Source organism: Bacillus sp. FSL R5-0712, from assembly GCF_038593285.1.
Taxonomy (GTDB): domain Bacteria; phylum Bacillota; class Bacilli; order Bacillales; family Bacillaceae; genus Bacillus; species Bacillus safensis.
Map to the genome: position 1 here is coordinate 1119604 of NZ_CP151981.1, position 17681 is coordinate 1137284.

Here is a 17681-nt window from a genome sequence, read left to right on the forward strand (position 1 = left end):
CGTATACATAAGGGGGAATTTAAATATGAGATTAACGGGTCTATTCGTTTCACTTGCTGTTGCCATCTATTTATGGTTTGATGCGCCAAAGCACAACAAAGACAAATGGCTGTGGGCCATTTTAGGCGTGCTATTTAGTACCATCGTACTCGGTATTTATTTGATCAAGACAGAGAGGAAGGGGCTGGGCTGGACGATCTTGATTTTAACCATCTTGTTTTATCTCATGCTGCTCATCTCTGTTTTGATCGGTGTTATTCTTTTTTATCAGGCGCCTTCATGAAGAAGGGCCTTTTTCTTTTACCTTTTGAGCCGGTACACCAGCAATGACGATCTGCTCTTCATGAAAGGAACGATTCACTACGGCATTTGCTCCGATTGAAATATGATTTGCAATATAAATGTCTCCAAACAGCTTAGCACCGGGGCCAATCCATACGTGATCTCCAATGGTTGGTACATCCTTTTCGGAATGGTTTTGGCCAATATTCACCCCTTGATGAATATCACAAAATGCCCCAATTTTTGCGTGCTTATTCACAATTAAGAGACCACTATGATTGATTCTAAGGCCGGGGCCAAAGACGCCAATCGGAATATCAAAGCCAAGCTGCATGCCTTTCTTTTTATGTAAATAGCGATAAAACCATTTGCGCAGTAGAGCGCCGCTATTAGAATAGTATTCATATTTTCGCAAATACCTTTGATATTTCCATATATCGTCCCCAAACCACTTTGGTCTTCTGCGCGTAATCGCTAATGCTTTCTTATCCTGCATTAAGTAATGGTGAAGATCGTGCTTTGTAAAAATCATCAAATTCCCCTCCATTCCTTTATGTTTCAGAGAAATTATACCATCAAATCCATTTATATCAAGAAAAAATGGTGTTACTTCTTCAATTTTCTACCTTCATTTCATCCAAATTTCTTCATAAAATGAGCGCTTTGAGTTGAATAGAACAAAAGAACCAGGAAGAATGATTTGTAATTTTTTTCAATATCAAACCGTCTCATGCGTTCCATCCCCTTATGGCAGTAAGGTTTGTAAAAATTACTCGAAAATACTCATTAAAAAGAGAATATTGCATTCATATGCTTTTTGAATCATCTTTTTGAATACAATTGACTTTCCTATCTCACATCCTCTAGGCTAATAAATGAAAATGATAATCTTTATCAATTGGAGGAGTGTTTTATTATGTCCATCAAAACCGTTTCTAAAAATCAGCAATTTTTAGAGCAGCAAAGTCAAAGAGAATCTAATGCAAGGTCTTACCCGAGACGGTTCCCATTAGCCATGCAAAAAGCCGAGGGTATGATCGTGACAGATGCAGATGGCAGAGAGTTTTATGACTGTCTGGCAGGCGCAGGAACACTTGCACTTGGTCACAATCATCCGGTTGTTATAGAAGCTATTGAACGTATGCTTCATGAAAAAAGACCATTGCATACGTTGGACATAACCTCAGAAATTAAAGAAGAGTTTGTGAATGAAATTTTTTCTCACCTGCCAGAAGAGTTTGCAAAGAGAGCAAAAATTCAATTTTGTGGACCAACTGGCGGTGATGCCATAGAAGCTGCGATTAAATTAGTCAAGACAGCGACAGGTAATCGTTCCATTCTTTCTTTCCACGGTGCTTATCACGGTGCGACACATGGCACGATGTCATTAAGCGGAAATTTGTCTCCAAAGGAAAGAGTGCAAGGGTTAATTCCAGATGTGCATTTCATGCCTTATCCATATGAATATCGCTGCCCATTTGGCATTGGCGGTAAAGATTCACACCGTATTTCCAGTTCTTATATTGAGCGTGTATTAAATGATCCTGAAAGTGGTATTCTTCCGCCAGCAGGTATGATCTTTGAAGCTGTGCAAGGTGAGGGAGGCTCAATTCCAGCATCTATTGAATGGATAAAAGAAATGAGAAGAATCACAAAAGAAAAAGGCATTCCGCTCATTATCGATGAGGTTCAATCAGGCATTGGCCGAACAGGTAAGATGTTTGCCTTTGAACATGCAGGAATTGTGCCAGACGTTATTGTATTATCTAAAGCCATTGGTGGAAGTCTGCCGCTTTCAGTTGTGATTTATGATCAAGATTTGGATCAATGGAATCCAGGTGCACACATTGGCACATTTAGAGGAAATCAAATGGCGATGGCTGCAGGAACTGCTACGCTTAAATTTATAAAAGAAACCAATCTGCTTGATCATGTAGACCAGTTAGGTAATCGCATGCAGGCTTATTTAAAAGACATTCAAAAAAATGTACCTGCTATCGGTGATGTTCGAGGAAGAGGATTAATGATTGGTGCTGAAATTGTCAATCCAAATGAAAAGCAGGATGTGGATGGAAGTTATCCAGCAAATCCTGAGCTAGCAAGTCTCATTCAAAAGAATTGCTTCGACAAAGGCTTAATTGTAGAGACAGGAGGCCGTTTCGGCAGCGTCATTCGATTCTTACCGCCATTGATCATGACAGAAGAACAGCTTGAACAAGTCATCGCCATTTTCAAAGAGGCCGTTTACGATGCAATCAACTAAAGCTTCTGTGGATTCATTATTTATCAATCAAAGCCAGCTTGGAAGAGAGTCCTTCCGAGCGGCTCTTCATACATCTATCGACAGCTTACTGGATCAGTGGCAAAAAGACCAAGGACCATACAGCGGAATATTGCCTGGGAAATTAGCGGCTAGTGTCGAATCCTTATTTCAGTTTCAACCGTCTGGCGAATCAATGGAATCTGTCTTTCAAGATATAAAGCAGCATCTTTTGCCGCATCTCGTTGATGTATCGCATCCTAAATGCTTGGCACATTTGCATTGCCCGCCGCTCATACCTGCTCTTGCCGCAGAGGTGATGGTAAGCTCCTTTAACCAATCAATGGATTCCTTCGATCAAAGCGGTATTGCATCTTTGGTTGAGGAGGAAATTTTAAAGTGGCTATGTGCGAAGTTTTCTTATGGAAATCTAGCAGATGGGACATTTACGAGCGGTGGCACCCAATCTAACTATATGGGACTGCTTCTTGCAAGAGATGCATTTTGTGAAAACACATGGCAATGGAATGTTCAGCAGAAAGGCTTGCCGAGTGAGGCTCACCGCATGAGAATTCTTTGCTCTAAGAATGCTCACTTCACTGTGAAGAAATCTGCATCACAGATAGGCTTAGGGGAGCAGGCAGTTGTTCTAGTAGAGACAGATGAGCATCACCGCATGGACCTCAACGATTTGAAGAAGAAACTTGTTGAGTTAAAGGAACAGGATCTCCTGCCTTTTGCGGTAGTGGCGACTTGCGGGACAACTGATTTTGGCAGTATTGACCAGGTTCGAGATGTGTATGACATCGTCAAGCCATACGGTCTATGGATTCACGCAGATGCTGCTTACGGAGGTGCGCTTATATTAAGCGAAACCTACGGGTGTAAATTAGACGGTATTGAGCTTGCTGATTCAATCACGATCGACTTCCACAAACAATTTTATCAGCCGATCTCCTGCGGGGCATTTTTGCTGAAGGATAAAAGACATTTTGGTTTGATCAATTATCATGCAGATTATCTTAACCCAAAGGAAGATGAACTGGATGGAATTCTACATCTCGTCAATAAATCTGTCCAAACGACGCGCCGGTTCGACGCACTGAAATTGCTTCTTTCTCTTCGTCTGATTGGAGAGGAGGGGTTTGGTGACATCATTGACCATACCATTGATTTTGCGAAGGATGTGGCAGCACTTATCGAGAGAAATGATCACCTTGAAGTGATCAATCCTGAGCCAGAAATCAATGCAGTTGTGTTTCGATTTAAGGATGACCAACGAACGGATGACATCAATAAAATCATTCATCGAACGTTATTCAAATCAGGAACTGCTGTCATTGCGAAAACAGTGGTGGATGGTCAAACATGCTTAAAATTCACTTTGTTAAATCCGAGAACGACAATTACACATATTGAGGAAATCCTTTCTGACATCGTTGATATCGGGATCGCTCATATTCAATCCGGGAGGGTACTACGTTGAGTCAATATAAACAAATGGCTGAAAATGCAACTATGCAAAGCTTTTTAAACTGTTTTTTACGTGAAACAGGAATCGATCGATCTGCAAAAAAAGAGACGAAAGCAGATGGATCGCTTGTATTCGTGGCAAAACTAGCAAAGCAAGACCTTGAGCTTGTGATTCCGATCCGATATTTTTCATCTGTAGGCCGCCATCTCTTTGATTTTCCGATTCGCTTTCGTCCAAGTGGCAGCGAAAAAGAGGGAACGGTCGTCGATTACACGACACTTGTTGCTTTATGTTCAAAGGAGCTTCTCATTGCATATGGCCGTACAGATGCAGAGGATGAATTCATGCTTCGCATCATTTTAAGCTGCCGAAATATTGAACGATTCTTAAAGGAGAGAGAAAGTGATCAAGCTGCTTTATCTCAAGCTGATTTTGAGTACATCGAGGCTGAGCAGTCACTTCTCCTTGGACATTTAACACATCCTACACCAAAAAGCAGACAAGGGATGACAGAAGAAGAGGAAGCCGTCTATTCTCCTGAGCTGAAAGGAGCTTTCCAGCTTCATTACTTTAAAGCGCACCATTCGATTGTGCTTCAGGATTCGTCTATTTCACAATCTGCGGCAAGCCTCATGTTAGAAGAGCTTTCGCGTCAGGTGCCAGAAGAAACAGAGAGGCTGAATAGGTTAACAGAAAACGGAGAATATGTGCTCATTCCGATTCATCCGCTGCAAGTCAAAGTGGTCATGGAGAAGGCATTCGTGAAGCGTTATATAGTGGAGGGGAAACTGACTTATTTAGGACCGCTCGGGTCTGAATACACAGCGACCTCATCCTTTAGAACGGTCTATCAAAAAGATTCTGCTTACATGCTCAAATTCTCTGTTCCTGTGAAAATTACAAACTCGTTACGCATCAATAAACAAAAGGAACTGGATCGAGGAGTAGAGATGTCCCGCATCTTAAAAACAGAATTAGGCGTTTCTTTATATGAAAAATTCTCTGGATTCCGGGTCATTGAAGATCCTGCATATCTCTCTATTCGAGGAGATGAAGCGGAATCTGGCTTTGAAGTGGTTATTCGTCAAAATCCATTCTTGCATCGTGAAAAAGGCGCAAGCTTAATTGCTGGGCTGTGTCAGGATCATGCGTATGGAGGAAAATCGAGATTAGCAGGAATTATTCATAAACTTGCAGGCGCAGAAGGCAGGTCAACAGAAGCGGTCAGCCAAGATTGGTTTAAACAATATTTGACTATTTCGTTAAAGCCGATGCTCTGGCTGTTTGAAACGTATGGTCTTGCACTCGAGGCCCATCAGCAAAATGCTGTTGTGCAAATGAAGGATGGTTATCCAGAGACCTTCTATTACCGTGACAACCAAGGCTACTATTATAGTGAATCGAAAAAGGATAAGCTCGCGAATCTAGTTCAAAACTTGAGCGTGAGAAGTGAAACCATTTGTGCAGATGATGTAGCCGTTGAGAGACTTCGTTATTATTTCTTCTTTAATCATCTATTTGGTCTCATTAATGGCTTTGGCACGGAAGGCCTTGCAAAGGAAGAAGACTTGCTGGCACTTGTGAGAGATACATTGCTCGCTCATGAGGAGACGTACGGAGCATCTGATCTGACTAACAGCCTTCTCCGCTCAAAAGAACTTCCTTCAAAAGCGAATTTGCTGACACGATTTGAAGATATGGATGAGCTGACCGGATCTCTGGAAACACAATCTCGTTACACGGCTGTCTTGAATCCGCTCTTTTTACATAAGGAGGCGCTGATTGGATGAGGCATCGTATTAGGTTTATTCGCGCTGAATATGAAAGAGACGTCCAGCTTGTCCATAAGTGGATGCAAGAAGAGTATGTTCACCCATTTTGGCATTTGAATATTCCGTTTTCTGATTTTGAAAAGCATTTTTATCAGGCGATACATGATCCGCATCAAACCCTTTATTTAGGCACGATTGATGGTACACCAATGAGTTATTTTGAGGCTTATAACGTCAAAGGGGATATCATTGAATCCTACTATGAGCCTTCTCCGCATGATCAAGGCATCCACCTGTTAATAGGGGAGCCGGATTATGTGGGGAAAGGATTTGCTGCGCCGCTCCTTAAGGCAATGACAGCATTTCAATTTGAGCAGAACAAACGAACAGAAAAAATCGTTGCTGAGCCGGATATTCGCAATGAAAAAATGATTCATGTATTTGAAAAATGCGGCTTCGAACGTGTAAAACCAGTTACTTTACCCGACAAAACAGGTCTTTTGATGTTTTGTGATCGAGAACGATTCGAAAGGAAGTATAACCATGACGCGGTTCAACAAGCAAAATAATGTAGTGGATGTAATAGGGATCGGCATTGGCCCGTTTAACCTGGGGCTTGCCGCATTATCTGAAGAGGTAAATGAAATCAACGCTTTGTTTTTTGAAAGAAGTGAAGCCTTTCACTGGCACCCAGGGATGCTCATTGAAGGGACAACACTGCAAGTCCCATTTTTAGCGGACCTTGTCAGCATGGCAGATGTGAAAAGCAAATATAGCTTTCTCAACTATTTGCAGGAACAAAACCGTTTGTATTCATTTTACTTTCTAGAAGACTTCCATATCCCGCGCAAGGAATACAGTCATTATTGCCGCTGGGTCGCTGACCAGTTAGACTCCTGCCGATTTGGCATGAACGTCGAATCTGTCTCACTGATTGAAAAGGCAGGGGAAAAGCGCTATGAAGTGCATGTCCGTCATGTAAAGGACCAAACTGTAGAGGTGTTTGAAAGCAAACATCTCGTCTTAGGAATTGGCACGCAGCCGGCGATACCCGCATCGCTCCAGCCAGCTTTAGGAGAGAAGGTTTTTCACTCAGCTGACTATTTAAAACGAAAAAAAGAAGGCTGTTTCAAAGGGAAATCTGTAACAGTTATCGGCTCTGGTCAAAGTGCGGCAGAAGTGTTTTATGACATTTTATCAGATGATGAGGCAAAGGATATTCACTGGTTTACACGATCAAAAGGATTTTTCCCAATGGAATATTCAAACCTTGGACTTGAGTATTTCTCCCCTGACTATATTGATTTCTTTTATGAGCTTCCGCAAGCCAAAAAGGATGCGTTATTAAAACAGCAAGACTTGCTTTATAAAGGTATCAGTTCGGCGATGATTCGTGATATTTATCATTTGCTTTATGAACGTTCTGCCTGCGGAAACCAGCTGAACACAGTGCTTCAAGCCATGACAGAGGTCAACTTGATTGAGGAAACAGCGGGCGGGTTATCACTTTCATGCACGCAATGGGTCAAGGAAGAATCCTTTACACATGAGACGGATATTGTCGTATTGGCGACTGGCTATCAATCCGTTCTGCCGCCATTTATCAATCCTATTTCTCATCACATTCAATGGGATGATCAAGGGAGATTCCAAGTTGAACGTGAATATCGTTTGAAAACAAATACGATGGGTGAAAATGATATTTTTGTACAAAATGCAGAGCTTCATACTCATGGGGTCGGCGCACCAGATTTGGGGCTGGGGGCTTATCGAAACAGTGTGATCATCAATGAACTTGCTCGTCAAACTGTGTATCCACTTTATCAAAAGCACGTCTTCCAGACATTTGGTACACACAAGAACGCACACACATTTGAAGAAATGAAAGGATAAGGAGGATGAAGCGATGAGTGTACAAGATGAATTGAAAAAAGCGGTGAATCCTGCTGCTTGGAAAAAGGCAAACCAGCGAATGGTGGCTAAAATGCTGTCTGAATATATGTATGAGGACATGCTTCATCCTGTTGAGCTGGATTGTAAGGATGGCATCGCGCAGTATGAATTAATCATTCACGAACATAAGAAATATCGTTATCTGGCAAAACCTCGGTTGTTTGATAGTTTTGATACAATCGCTGAATCAATTGAGTACTGTCAAGATGGAAAATGGTCAAAGGATGTCAGTGCCATTGTGTTTTTACTAGACATTCAGCCGATCATTCCAATGTCCTCTGACACAACAGGCCATCTTATCAAAGAGCTTCACCATACTTTGTTAGCCGATGTCCATTTGCTGTCGAAAAAAGCACTTCGTGCGGATGAACTGACAGATACGGATTATGCATGGATTGAAGGAGAAATGACAGGCCATCCTTGGATTGTGTATAACAAAGGACGTATAGGATTCAGCTACGATGATTACTTAGCCTATGCACCTGAACGGCAGGAATGTGTGCAGCTGTCTTGGATTGCTTTACATAGAGAGCTTGCGACATTCCATGCAGTCGATCATGAAAACTATGAGCAGGTGATCGCCAAAGAATTAGATGAAGTCACGATTCGTCAATTTCAGCGTGTGTTAAAGGATGAAGGACTGAATGCAGCTGACTATTATATGATGCCTGTTCATCAGTGGCAGTGGACGCATATGATTATTCAGCATTTCCCTGAAGATTTGGCCTTGCGCCGGATTGTGTATTTGGGAGAAGGGCTGGATCAATATATCCCGCAGCAGTCGATCAGAACCTTTACAAATATCTCAAATAAAGACAAGCATCATATTAAACTGCCAATGAGTATTTTAAATACGCTCGTGTACCGTGGACTCCCATCAGAACGTACGGTCATTGCCCCGCGCATTACAGCGCATATTAAAGGGATTGCCGATCAAGACTCATTTTTATCTGATGTCTGCCGCGTCATTTTACCAGGTGAGAATGCAAGTATCAATGTCGATCATCCATACTACAGCAAACTGCCTGGTGCGCCGTATCAATATCTTGAGATGCTCGGTGTCATTTTTAGAGAAAGCATTTATACGTACTTAGAAGAAGGGGAGAGCCCTGTTACACTTGCGGCACTTACTTACGAGGATCATGAAGGTGAGCCGTATATCAAGCAGCTGATTGAAAAATCAGGTCTCTCAGCAAAAGAATGGATGGCGAAGTTCTTCCATGTCGTGATGCCGCCGCTGCTGCACTTTATGTATCAATACGGCACAGTCTTTTCACCGCATGGGCAAAATACAATTCTTGTGTTAAAAAATCATCAGCCGCATCGTTTGGCGATCAAAGATTTCGTTGATGATGTGAATATAAGTGACCAGCCGCTGCCTGAATTAGCTTCACTAGAAGAAGATTTAAAAGAAGTGCTGCGCAGTGAGCCGCCAGAAGGTCTAGTACAATTTATCTTTACAGGATTATTTATTTGCAATCTGCGTTATGTATCCAACGTATTAGACAATCACAATCTGTTAGATGAAACGACTCTTTGGCGTTTGCTTGCTGAAGAAATTCAGCAGTATCAAAAGCAATTTCCACAGCTAAAAGACCGTTTTGAATTATTTGATCTATTCCAGCCGAAGCTGACAAAGCTTTGCTTAAATCGTAATCGAATGATTGATTATGGCTATGGAGATGGAGATGACCGCCCGCATGCTTCAGAGCATGGGAAGGTCACAAATGCACTCGCTCATGTTCTTTCGTCAGTTGGGGAGAAGTAATAGAAAAGCTGTAGACATCAAGTGTCTACAGCTTGTTTGTTTTTTAAGAAAATGCTTGAGAGGCAAGAAAATAGAAAAGGGCGGGATCATTTAGTTTTTCTTTCCCGCGAATCATCATAAAATGCGCTACGTTTGTTTTTGTAAATCCTGCTTCAACAAGTGTTTCATGCAGGCGCTCAGCAGTTTCTTCCTGCATATCTATACGAATTGCCCCTGAATAAGACGAGATGAGTGATTGGATGAGAGCGAGAGCGGTTTGTTCATTGTTTGCTGTAAGCGGTCCAATCATTAGATTAGCAGGGGTTTCGATGCCAAATGCAAAGCCAGTTGTTTCATGATGCGCATTCTTTGCGATCAGCCGGAACGATGCTCGTTCCATTCGCTTTCTTATAAAGCTTGATCGATTGGTGCCTGCACCTTTTTCGTCAAGTGCTTCAATAGATGGAAGGTCCGCTTCATCAGCAGGAGAAAGGTGAATCCCGCGTGACACACGAAAAGCCGATGGATTCGTGGTCTGTGCTTTGTATGTATGAATATAGCCGGCCGTTTGGAATCCGATTTTTTCGTAAACGGGCTGTCCTTGTACAGTAGCAGTTAAAACGACAGGAACACTTTGATCGCTTCGGCGAAGCAGGGTGTCAATCATTTTCCGCGCAAGGCCTAAGCCGCGATGCGTCTCAGATACAATAACGGCACCAATTGATGCTGCTTTATCATATTGGAAAAGTCCCGCACATGAGATCACTTGTCCATCTGTTGTTGAAAAACCTGTAAAATATCCGTTTGTTAAAAGAGATGTAAGCTCATCCTCATTGTAATCAGGCCAGTCGACCTCTTTTGACAATGCGATAAGATCGGGTATGTCATCAAGTGTTAAAGTTCGTTGTACAACGTTTTTCAATACACGCAACTCCTTCTTAGCTGATTTCATCTATATGTATCGTACCATATGAAGGCATAAGAAAAAGGAAAAGGAAGATCCTTTTCCTCTCAGCGTGTATCAAATAAGAACCCCCAATGACGGAGGTTCTAGTCTTAATGAACATTAAAATATCGAGCTTCAGGGTGGGAAACGACGATCGCAGAAACAGATGCTTCAGGTTCCATCATGAATCCTTCTGTCAGATGGATGCCGATTTTTTCAGGCTGAAGCAGCTTGAACAGCTTTTCCTGGTCCTCAAGATTTGGACACGCTGGATAACCAAAGGAATAGCGCTGCCCTTGATATTTCGCTTGGAATCGTTTTTCCATTGTAAAATCGACTGGATCAGGGAATCCCCATTTGTCACGAATCACTTGGTGGGTTCTTTCAGCTAATCCTTCTGCAAGCTCAAGTGCCAGAGCTTGGACAGCATGCATTTTTAAATAATCTCCTTCCTGCTTAAATTGCTGCGCGACTTCACGTATACGCGCGCCGGCTGTGACGGCGAATAAGGCAATATAATCTTTCTCGTTTTCATCACTTTTCCGTACATAATCAGAAATAGAGCGGTACGGGAGTTTCTCCTGCCTTGGAAATTGGAACGTTTCAATGATGCGGTCAGGTTCTTCGGGATCATAAATATGCAAATCATTTCCGTCTGAACTGGCAGGGAAGAATTGATACACAAATGCTGGCGCAAACCAGTTTTTCTCTCTGCCTTCGTTTAGAAGATCTGTGACAAGCTGTTTTAATTCCAATGCTTTTGGGTGCTGTTCAGCTAATAAGGTTTTGACCTTTCCCTTTAAACCGAGATGATGACCAATGAGCATTTGTTCATTCACATATGGCATAATATGATGCAAATCGATGTCCTTCACATAATGGCGTGTGGTATTTTCTGGCGTAAATACCGGTGCTTGCGGGAGAGATGCGCGTTTTTCTAGTAATTCAATGACAGCTTTCGGCTGCTTTCCTTCTTTCTCCTTGATAGGTGCCGCTGGCTCTTCTGGCGGCTTTGTTTGAAATTGCAGTGGATTTGCTTTTAACTCATTGGCTAATGACAGTCCGTCCATAGCATCTTTTGCATAAAGAACAGGCCCATCATAATGAGGCGAAATTTTCATTTTTGTAAATTTACGAGAAAGGGCAGCACCGCCGACCAAAATAGGAACAGAAATGTTTGCTTTTTGTAAATCCTGAGCGGTTAGTACCATTTGCTGTGCGGACTTTACAAGTAAGCCTGATAATCCAATCATATCTGGTTTTTCCTTTTGCACAGCTTCAATCAATGTTTGAGGAGTCACCTTGATGCCGAGGTCGACCACTTGAAAGCCATTATTGCTCAAAATGATGTCGACAAGGTTTTTCCCGATATCATGGACATCTCCTTTAACGGTGGCAAGCAGAATCTTTCCTTTCCCGCTTGCATGCTGCTTTTCCATATATTGCTCAAGAAACGAAACAGATGCTTTCATGACCTCTGCCGATTGGAGTACCTCGGCTACGATCAGTTCGTTTTGATTAAAAAGACGACCAACTTCAGCCATTCCCTGCATTAACGGGCCATTGATGATATGAAGCGGCGATTCATAATGCTCCAAAGCAAGGGATAGATCATCGATGAGACCTTCTTTCGTTCCCTCGACGACGTAGAGCGCCAGCCTTTCATCAAGTGATAAGGAGACCTTTGGTTTTTTCTCCGTTTTCTTTTTGCCGCGGTAAAATTGGGTGAATTCAGCCAGTGTTTGATCATTTGTTTCATAAAGCAAGGTTTCAGCTAGTTTGATTTCTTCCTTTGGAATGGAAGCGAAGCGTTCAAGCTTTTCTGTATTGACAATGGCATAGTCAAGTCCTGCTTGCACGCAATGATATAAATAGACAGCATTTAAGATTTCTCTGCCAACAGGCGGAAGTCCGAAAGATACGTTGCTAATGCCTAAAATGGTGAGGCACTCAGGCAGGGTTTCCTTGATCATTTTAATGCCTTTGATCGTTTCTTCAGCGGCGCCAATATATTGCTCGTCTCCAGTGCCTACGGGAAAGACAAGCGGATCAAAAATGATGTCACTTGCGGGAATTCCATACTTCCTCGTTAGCAAATCGTGAGAACGTACAGCAATTTCAAGCTTTCGTTCTGCTGTCACGGCCATTCCTATTTCATCAATCGTGCCAACAACAAGTGCACCGCCATATAGCTTTACAAGAGGAAGAATCTCTTCAAAGCGTTCCTCGCCATCCTCAAGGTTGATGGAATTGATGATGGCTTTCCCTTGAGAATAGGTGAGTGCCTTTTCAATCACGTGTTTATCCGTTGAATCAATGACAAAAGGGGCTTTCACCTTTTTCATGGCTTCTTGTAAAAAGCCTTCCATGTCTGCTGCCTCATCACGGTCTGGGTCGGCGAGACACACATCAACGACGTGAGCGCCATTTTTCACTTGAGCACGAGCAATTTCTGCTGCTTCTTCAAACTTTTGTTCCGCAATGAGCCGTTTGAATTTGCGAGAACCAATGACATTGGTCCGTTCGCCTACAAAAAGAGGACGCATTGAATCCTCATAAATAAGGGGCTCAATTCCTGATACGGTATGCTGCGGTGATTCTCGAGTGATATGACGCGGCTGAATCGTGCGTACTTCATCTGACAATGCTTGAATATGCGCAGGTGTAGTCCCACAGCAGCCGCCGACGATATTTAACCAGCCTTCCTTAGCAAAGGCGGCGATTTTTTTAGCAAGAGAAGCAGGGGATTCGTGATAATGACCTTCTTCATCTGGGAGTCCAGCATTCGGATAGCAGCTCACCGCTGACTTTGCGATGGAGGAGAGCGTGCGGATATGGTCTGTCATAAATTCTGGACCAGTCGCACAGTTAAGGCCCACACTGATGGGTTTCATATGCTCAAGAGAGATATAAAAGGCTTCGATATCCTGACCAGCAAGGGTGGTGCCCATCGGTTCAATCGTCCCTGATACCATGAGTGGTAATTGAATGCCGGTCTGCTGAAAGGCTTCCTGAATCCCTTTGAATCCAGCTTTTACATTCAGCATGTCTTGGCTTGTTTCTAAAAGAAGGGCATCACACTTTCCGTCAATCAGAGCTCGGGCCTGTTCTTCATAGTTTTTGACGAGCTCACTGAAGGTTGTGCCGCCTGTTACAGATAATGTTTTCGTTGTCGGGCCCATTGCGCCTACAACAAAACGAGGCTTTTCCGGTGTGGAGAAACGGTCAGCTTCTGCCTTTGCCAGCTGCGCTGCTCGAACATTGAGTTCATAGGCAAGGTGGCCAAGCCCATATTCATCAAGGACGAGCTTTGTAGCGCCGAACGTATTTGTTTCAATAAGATCGGCACTTGCCTCCAGGTACTCCCTATGAATCGCACGGATGACGTGAGGGGCTGTCACATTCAAATATTCGTTACAGCCCTCATACTCTTCTCCGCCAAAGTCCTCTGCTGTCAGGTTGGCGTTTTGAATCATTGTGCCCATTGCCCCATCAAGGACGAGGATGCGTTTCTTGAGCTGTTCAGTGATAGTTGACATGGACGTTAGACTCCTTTTCTTTCTGATGGATGTAGGTGGTCAGTTCTGCTGTTAAATCTGATCGAAGGAAAGGAGTAATTAAATAAATGCCATTAAACAATTCGCAGGCTGTATCTAATAAAGAGCGGGCAATCGCTAAGCCTTCTACTCGCTGCTTTTCTTTATCCTCGCCAGCTTTGGCCATAATGTCACGAATAGAATCAGATAATTTGATGCCTGGAATTTCGTGATGAATAAACTCGGCATTTCGGCTGCTTGTTAATGGCATAATGCCGATGTAAATCGGTTTATCCAAGTGGCGGCTTTCCTCATGAATTTTCACAAGCTGTTCCTCAGAATAAACAGGCTGTGAAATAAAATAATCAGCACCGTATTCGATTTTTTTCTCAAGACGTTTGACTGCTTTATCAATATGGCGCACATTTGGGTTAAACGCGCCAGCCACTGAAAAATTGGTCTTTTTGCCAAGGGGCTTTCCTGAGAAAGAAAGGCCTTCGTTAAACTGTTTGATGAGACGAATCAAATCAAAGGAGGTTAAATCATACACAGATGTTGCACCTGGGAAGTCTCCAATTTTAGATGGATCGCCTGTAATGGCTAAAATATCGGTTAATCCAAGGGTGTCGAGCCCCATTAAATGAGATTGAAGCCCAATCAAATTACGGTCGCGGCATGTGATATGAACAAGAGAACGCATATCAAGCTGCTGCTTTAATAATGCGCCGCAAGCGACATTGCTAATGCGCGGAGTCGCAAGAGAATTATCGGCTAACGTCAATGCATCAATGCCAGCATTCTTTAATTCATTTGCAGCAACGAGAAATCTTTCGAAGTTCAGCTTCTTCGGCGGATCGAGCTCTACGATAATCGAACGTTTTTTCACAGCCAGCTCATCAAGACCTGGTTCAGTGCGCTGATCTTGGATTGAAATGATTTCTTCTTTTAACACCTTTACTTCTTTTTCAGTGATCGGCGCTAAATCTTTGACCGCTTCAGCTATTGCGCTAATATGCTGGGGCGTTGTTCCGCAGCAGCCTCCGATAATACGTGCGCCCTGATTTCTAAATTCAAGTGCACTTTTTCGGAAATAATCGTTATCGGTATCATAGACGAGTCTGCCTGCTTCAAGAGAGGGGAGACTGCTGTTAGGATAGACAGATAAATGCGAATTTTCCAAAAGTGGAACGCCTTCTAGTGCCTGAATCATATGATAAGGACCCAGCCGGCAGTTGATGCCGACAACATCTGCACCAAGAGATGATAACTCAGATAAACCATCCTTCAGCGGGGTACCATCCTGCAAGACTCCTTGTTCATGCATAGAGACGTTCATGACAATCGGAAGAGTCGTTTCTTTGCGGGCAATTTGGAGAACAGCCTTCGCTTCTTCTATGTCATAATACGTTTCAAGCAACAATCCGTCAGGTTCTTCATTTAATAGGATGTACAGCTGCTCTCTAAAGCTTCGTTTGATTTCTTCTATAGAGTAGGCATTTTTGTTAAACGTTCGAATTCCGCCAATTGTTCCGAGTACATAAGCAGAGCCTGCGGCTGCTTTTGCGATTTGCACCGCTTTTGTATTGATGCGTTTCGTTTCTTCCTCTAAGCCGTAGCGGGATAGTTTAATATAATTCGCACCGTATGTGTTCGTTTGGATGATGTCAGCGCCTGCCTGCACATATGCTTCGTGCACGCGTTTCACTTCATCCGCTTTCGATAAATTTAATTCTTCAAAGCAGCGGTCAATGCCGTAAGAGTATAAAAGTGTTCCCATCGCTCCGTCAGCTATCAGTACACGGTTTTGTAAGTCTTGTAATAGGCCCATTGTATTCCTCCTTATTTCTATGTAACAAAAAAAGCCTTCTGATAAGAAGAAGACTTTTTGGCTGTATCGTAATTCTTCTCCTTATCTTCCAAGCAGTTGCTTGCTGGATTTAGCACCTTGGTCATAGAAAATAGATTTCTACTACACCGGTTGCTGAGGCTTCACAGGGCCAGTCCCTCTGCCTCTCTTGATAAGAAAGCAATATGAACATGTCAATGAATTGAACTTCCATCAACTGTAACGAAAAATACAGAAATAATCAATGGAAAATTTGAAATTTATCGAAAATTTATAAATTGGACATCAATCGGCAAATCAGCCTTACGCATAAGAGAAATAACCTCTTGTAAATCATCTTTATTTTTCCCTGTCACACGCAATTGGTCATCCTGAAATTGTGATTTCACTTTGATACCAGACTGCTTGATGAGTGCGTTGATCTTTTTGGCGTTGTCTTGATCAATCCCGCTGATCAGCTTCGCACGCTGGCGTACTGTACCGCCAAGAGCATGCTCGGTTTTTCCGTAATCGATGTTTTTAGTTGGCACATTTCGTTTGATCAGCTTTGTCACAAGTACATCTTTTAGCTGCTCAAGCTTGAAGTCATCATCAGAAATGAGAACAAGTTCTTCTTTTTCGAGAGAAATATCACTTTTACTTCCTTTAAAATCATAACGGTTTTTAATTTCTTTCAGCGCTGCTTGAACAGCGTTTTGCACCTCAGGCAGTTCGACTTTCGATACAATGTCAAATGAGCTTTCTTTTGCCATCACACATGACCTCCAAGTATTGATATTGCGTCTATTTTATCATGCCAATAGGCGAAGAAGAAACTTTATCGAAGAGATGAGGCAAAGAGTTCAGCCGGCTGCGGTATAAATCGTGTCCAGTTTGTCCACTTTAGCTAACAGAACTAGAGATGTTCATGCGGGGAGAAGTATAGTAGAATAAAGTGAATCAAAAGATGAACGAACGCTCTTTTATGGGCAGATAGGAAGGAAGAGAACATGAGACCAGGTGAGCAACTGACCTTGCAAATAGAGAACGAAATGGAATACGGCTACTTTTTGACAGATGGTGAAGATTCGGTTCTCCTGCACCGCAGTGAAATGACAGAGGATCTTGATGACCGAGATGAAGTAGAGGTCTATTTATATGTAGATCATGAAGAAAGACTCGCTGCCACAATGAAAATCCCTACAATTAACGCACATACATATGGCTGGGTACAAGTTGTAGACGTGGTAGAAGACATGGGTGCATTTGTCGATGTTGGACTGTCAAAGGATGCACTTGTGGCAACAGAACACCTCCCGCCATTTGAGGAAGCATGGCCGAAAAAAGGAGACAAACTCTACTGTATGCTGAAAGTCACAAGTTACGGCAGAATGTTCGCAAAACCAGCCACAGAAGACGTGATCAGTGAATTGTTTACTGAGGCACCAGAAACCTTAATGAACAAAGAAATCACTGGAACAATCTATCGTTTAATTGCGACAGGTTCTTTTATGCTGACAGATACAGGTGTGCGAGGGTTTATTCACCGCACGGAACGAAAAGAAGAGCCAAGACTAGGATCGACCGTTACAGGACGCGTTATTGCAGTGAAAGAGGATGGAACCGTGAACGTTTCTCTGCTTCCTAGAAAACAGGATGCATTATCTGTCGATGCAGAAGAAATTTTAACCTATATGAGAACAAGAAACGGCGCCATGCCTTACGGAGACAAAAGTGATCCAGAGGATATCCGCGAAAGATTTCAAATGAGCAAAGCAGCCTTTAAACGAGCACTAGGTCATCTCATGAAAAATGATCTAGTTTACCAAAAAGAAGGCTGGACATACGAGAAAAAGTGAGCATTTGCTCACTTTTTTATTTTTGTC

General features: G+C 42.7%; 13 protein-coding genes and 1 riboswitch. Of the genes, 8 read left to right on the forward strand and 5 right to left on the reverse strand.

Annotated features, from left to right (window positions below; genetic code table 11):
• The first annotated feature begins 25 nt into the window (after nt 1-25).
• Nucleotides 26-283, forward strand: a complete 258-nt coding sequence (locus NSU11_RS05455; protein WP_024425086.1) for a hypothetical protein — start codon at nt 26-28, stop codon at nt 281-283.
• Here NSU11_RS05455 and NSU11_RS05460 read toward each other — a convergent pair.
• Nucleotides 278-814: a serine acetyltransferase gene (locus tag NSU11_RS05460; RefSeq protein WP_044334187.1), complete on the reverse strand. Its 537-nt coding sequence runs from the start codon at nt 812-814 to the stop codon at nt 278-280. The genes NSU11_RS05455 and NSU11_RS05460 overlap by 6 nt on opposite strands.
• A gap of 384 nt (nt 815-1198) precedes the next feature.
• Between NSU11_RS05460 and NSU11_RS05465 the strand changes: the two genes are divergently transcribed.
• From NSU11_RS05465 to NSU11_RS05490, 6 genes are read left to right on the forward strand one after another with little or no spacing between them, the layout of a single operon-like run.
• Nucleotides 1199-2545: an aspartate aminotransferase family protein gene (locus tag NSU11_RS05465; RefSeq protein WP_024425084.1), complete on the forward strand. Its 1347-nt coding sequence runs from the start codon at nt 1199-1201 to the stop codon at nt 2543-2545.
• Nucleotides 2532-4028, forward strand: a complete 1497-nt coding sequence (locus NSU11_RS05470) for an aspartate aminotransferase family protein (RefSeq protein ID WP_332284620.1) — start codon at nt 2532-2534, stop codon at nt 4026-4028. The genes NSU11_RS05465 and NSU11_RS05470 overlap by 14 nt, the downstream gene beginning before the upstream one ends.
• Entirely contained in the window at nt 4025-5806 is a 1782-nt protein-coding gene (locus NSU11_RS05475) for an IucA/IucC family protein (RefSeq protein WP_332284619.1), read from the forward strand. The genes NSU11_RS05470 and NSU11_RS05475 overlap by 4 nt, the downstream gene beginning before the upstream one ends.
• Entirely contained in the window at nt 5803-6357 is a 555-nt protein-coding gene (locus NSU11_RS05480) for a GNAT family N-acetyltransferase (RefSeq protein WP_103132112.1), read from the forward strand. Before NSU11_RS05475 ends, NSU11_RS05480 begins: the two co-directional genes overlap by 4 nt.
• The gene (locus NSU11_RS05485; protein ID WP_041117094.1) at nt 6332-7681 is read left to right on the forward strand and encodes a lysine N(6)-hydroxylase/L-ornithine N(5)-oxygenase family protein; all 1350 of its coding nucleotides are present in this window, start codon (nt 6332-6334) and stop codon (nt 7679-7681) included. The genes NSU11_RS05480 and NSU11_RS05485 overlap by 26 nt, the downstream gene beginning before the upstream one ends.
• A 13-nt stretch (nt 7682-7694) precedes the next feature.
• A complete protein-coding gene (locus NSU11_RS05490; RefSeq protein WP_342493834.1) occupies nt 7695-9509 on the forward strand; it encodes an IucA/IucC family siderophore biosynthesis protein in 1815 nt (604 codons plus the stop codon).
• Nucleotides 9510-9552: 43 nt separating this feature from the next.
• Here NSU11_RS05490 and NSU11_RS05495 read toward each other — a convergent pair whose 3' ends face one another.
• The 4 genes from NSU11_RS05495 to NSU11_RS05510 all read right to left on the reverse strand — a co-directional run bounded on the left by NSU11_RS05495 (nt 9553) and on the right by NSU11_RS05510 (nt 16568).
• Nucleotides 9553-10410, reverse strand: a complete 858-nt coding sequence (locus NSU11_RS05495) for a GNAT family N-acetyltransferase (protein ID WP_342493835.1) — start codon at nt 10408-10410, stop codon at nt 9553-9555.
• Nucleotides 10411-10544: 134 nt separating this feature from the next.
• Entirely contained in the window at nt 10545-13973 is a 3429-nt protein-coding gene (metH, locus tag NSU11_RS05500) for a methionine synthase (RefSeq protein WP_342493836.1), read from the reverse strand.
• Nucleotides 13957-15798, reverse strand: a complete 1842-nt coding sequence (locus NSU11_RS05505) for a bifunctional homocysteine S-methyltransferase/methylenetetrahydrofolate reductase (RefSeq protein ID WP_342493837.1) — start codon at nt 15796-15798, stop codon at nt 13957-13959. Before NSU11_RS05505 ends, metH begins: the two co-directional genes overlap by 17 nt.
• A 78-nt stretch (nt 15799-15876) precedes the next feature.
• Nucleotides 15877-15995: riboswitch (SAM riboswitch) on the reverse strand.
• Nucleotides 15996-16076: 81 nt separating this feature from the next.
• Complete coding sequence (locus NSU11_RS05510; RefSeq protein ID WP_216431217.1) at nt 16077-16568, reverse strand: YajQ family cyclic di-GMP-binding protein; 492 nt, start codon at nt 16566-16568, stop codon at nt 16077-16079.
• A 237-nt stretch (nt 16569-16805) separates the two neighbouring features.
• Here NSU11_RS05510 and NSU11_RS05515 point away from each other — a divergent pair, with 237 nt between their 5' ends.
• A complete protein-coding gene (locus NSU11_RS05515) occupies nt 16806-17654 on the forward strand; it encodes a S1 RNA-binding domain-containing protein (protein ID WP_039177728.1) in 849 nt (282 codons plus the stop codon).
• Nucleotides 17655-17681: the final 27 nt, after the last annotated feature.

Coding starts and splice junctions, on each gene's coding strand:
- NSU11_RS05455 (WP_024425086.1), top strand. CDS start 26: ATGAGATTAACGGGTCTATTCGTTTCACTTGCTGTTGCCATCTATTTA.
- NSU11_RS05460 (WP_044334187.1), bottom strand. CDS start 814: ATGATTTTTACAAAGCACGATCTTCACCATTACTTAATGCAGGATAAG.
- NSU11_RS05465 (WP_024425084.1), top strand. CDS start 1,199: ATGTCCATCAAAACCGTTTCTAAAAATCAGCAATTTTTAGAGCAGCAA.
- NSU11_RS05470 (WP_332284620.1), top strand. CDS start 2,532: ATGCAATCAACTAAAGCTTCTGTGGATTCATTATTTATCAATCAAAGC.
- NSU11_RS05480 (WP_103132112.1), top strand. CDS start 5,803: ATGAGGCATCGTATTAGGTTTATTCGCGCTGAATATGAAAGAGACGTC.
- NSU11_RS05485 (WP_041117094.1), top strand. CDS start 6,332: ATGACGCGGTTCAACAAGCAAAATAATGTAGTGGATGTAATAGGGATC.
- NSU11_RS05490 (WP_342493834.1), top strand. CDS start 7,695: ATGAGTGTACAAGATGAATTGAAAAAAGCGGTGAATCCTGCTGCTTGG.
- metH (WP_342493836.1), bottom strand. CDS start 13,973: ATGTCAACTATCACTGAACAGCTCAAGAAACGCATCCTCGTCCTTGAT.
- NSU11_RS05505 (WP_342493837.1), bottom strand. CDS start 15,798: ATGGGCCTATTACAAGACTTACAAAACCGTGTACTGATAGCTGACGGA.
- NSU11_RS05510 (WP_216431217.1), bottom strand. CDS start 16,568: ATGGCAAAAGAAAGCTCATTTGACATTGTATCGAAAGTCGAACTGCCT.
- NSU11_RS05515 (WP_039177728.1), top strand. CDS start 16,806: ATGAGACCAGGTGAGCAACTGACCTTGCAAATAGAGAACGAAATGGAA.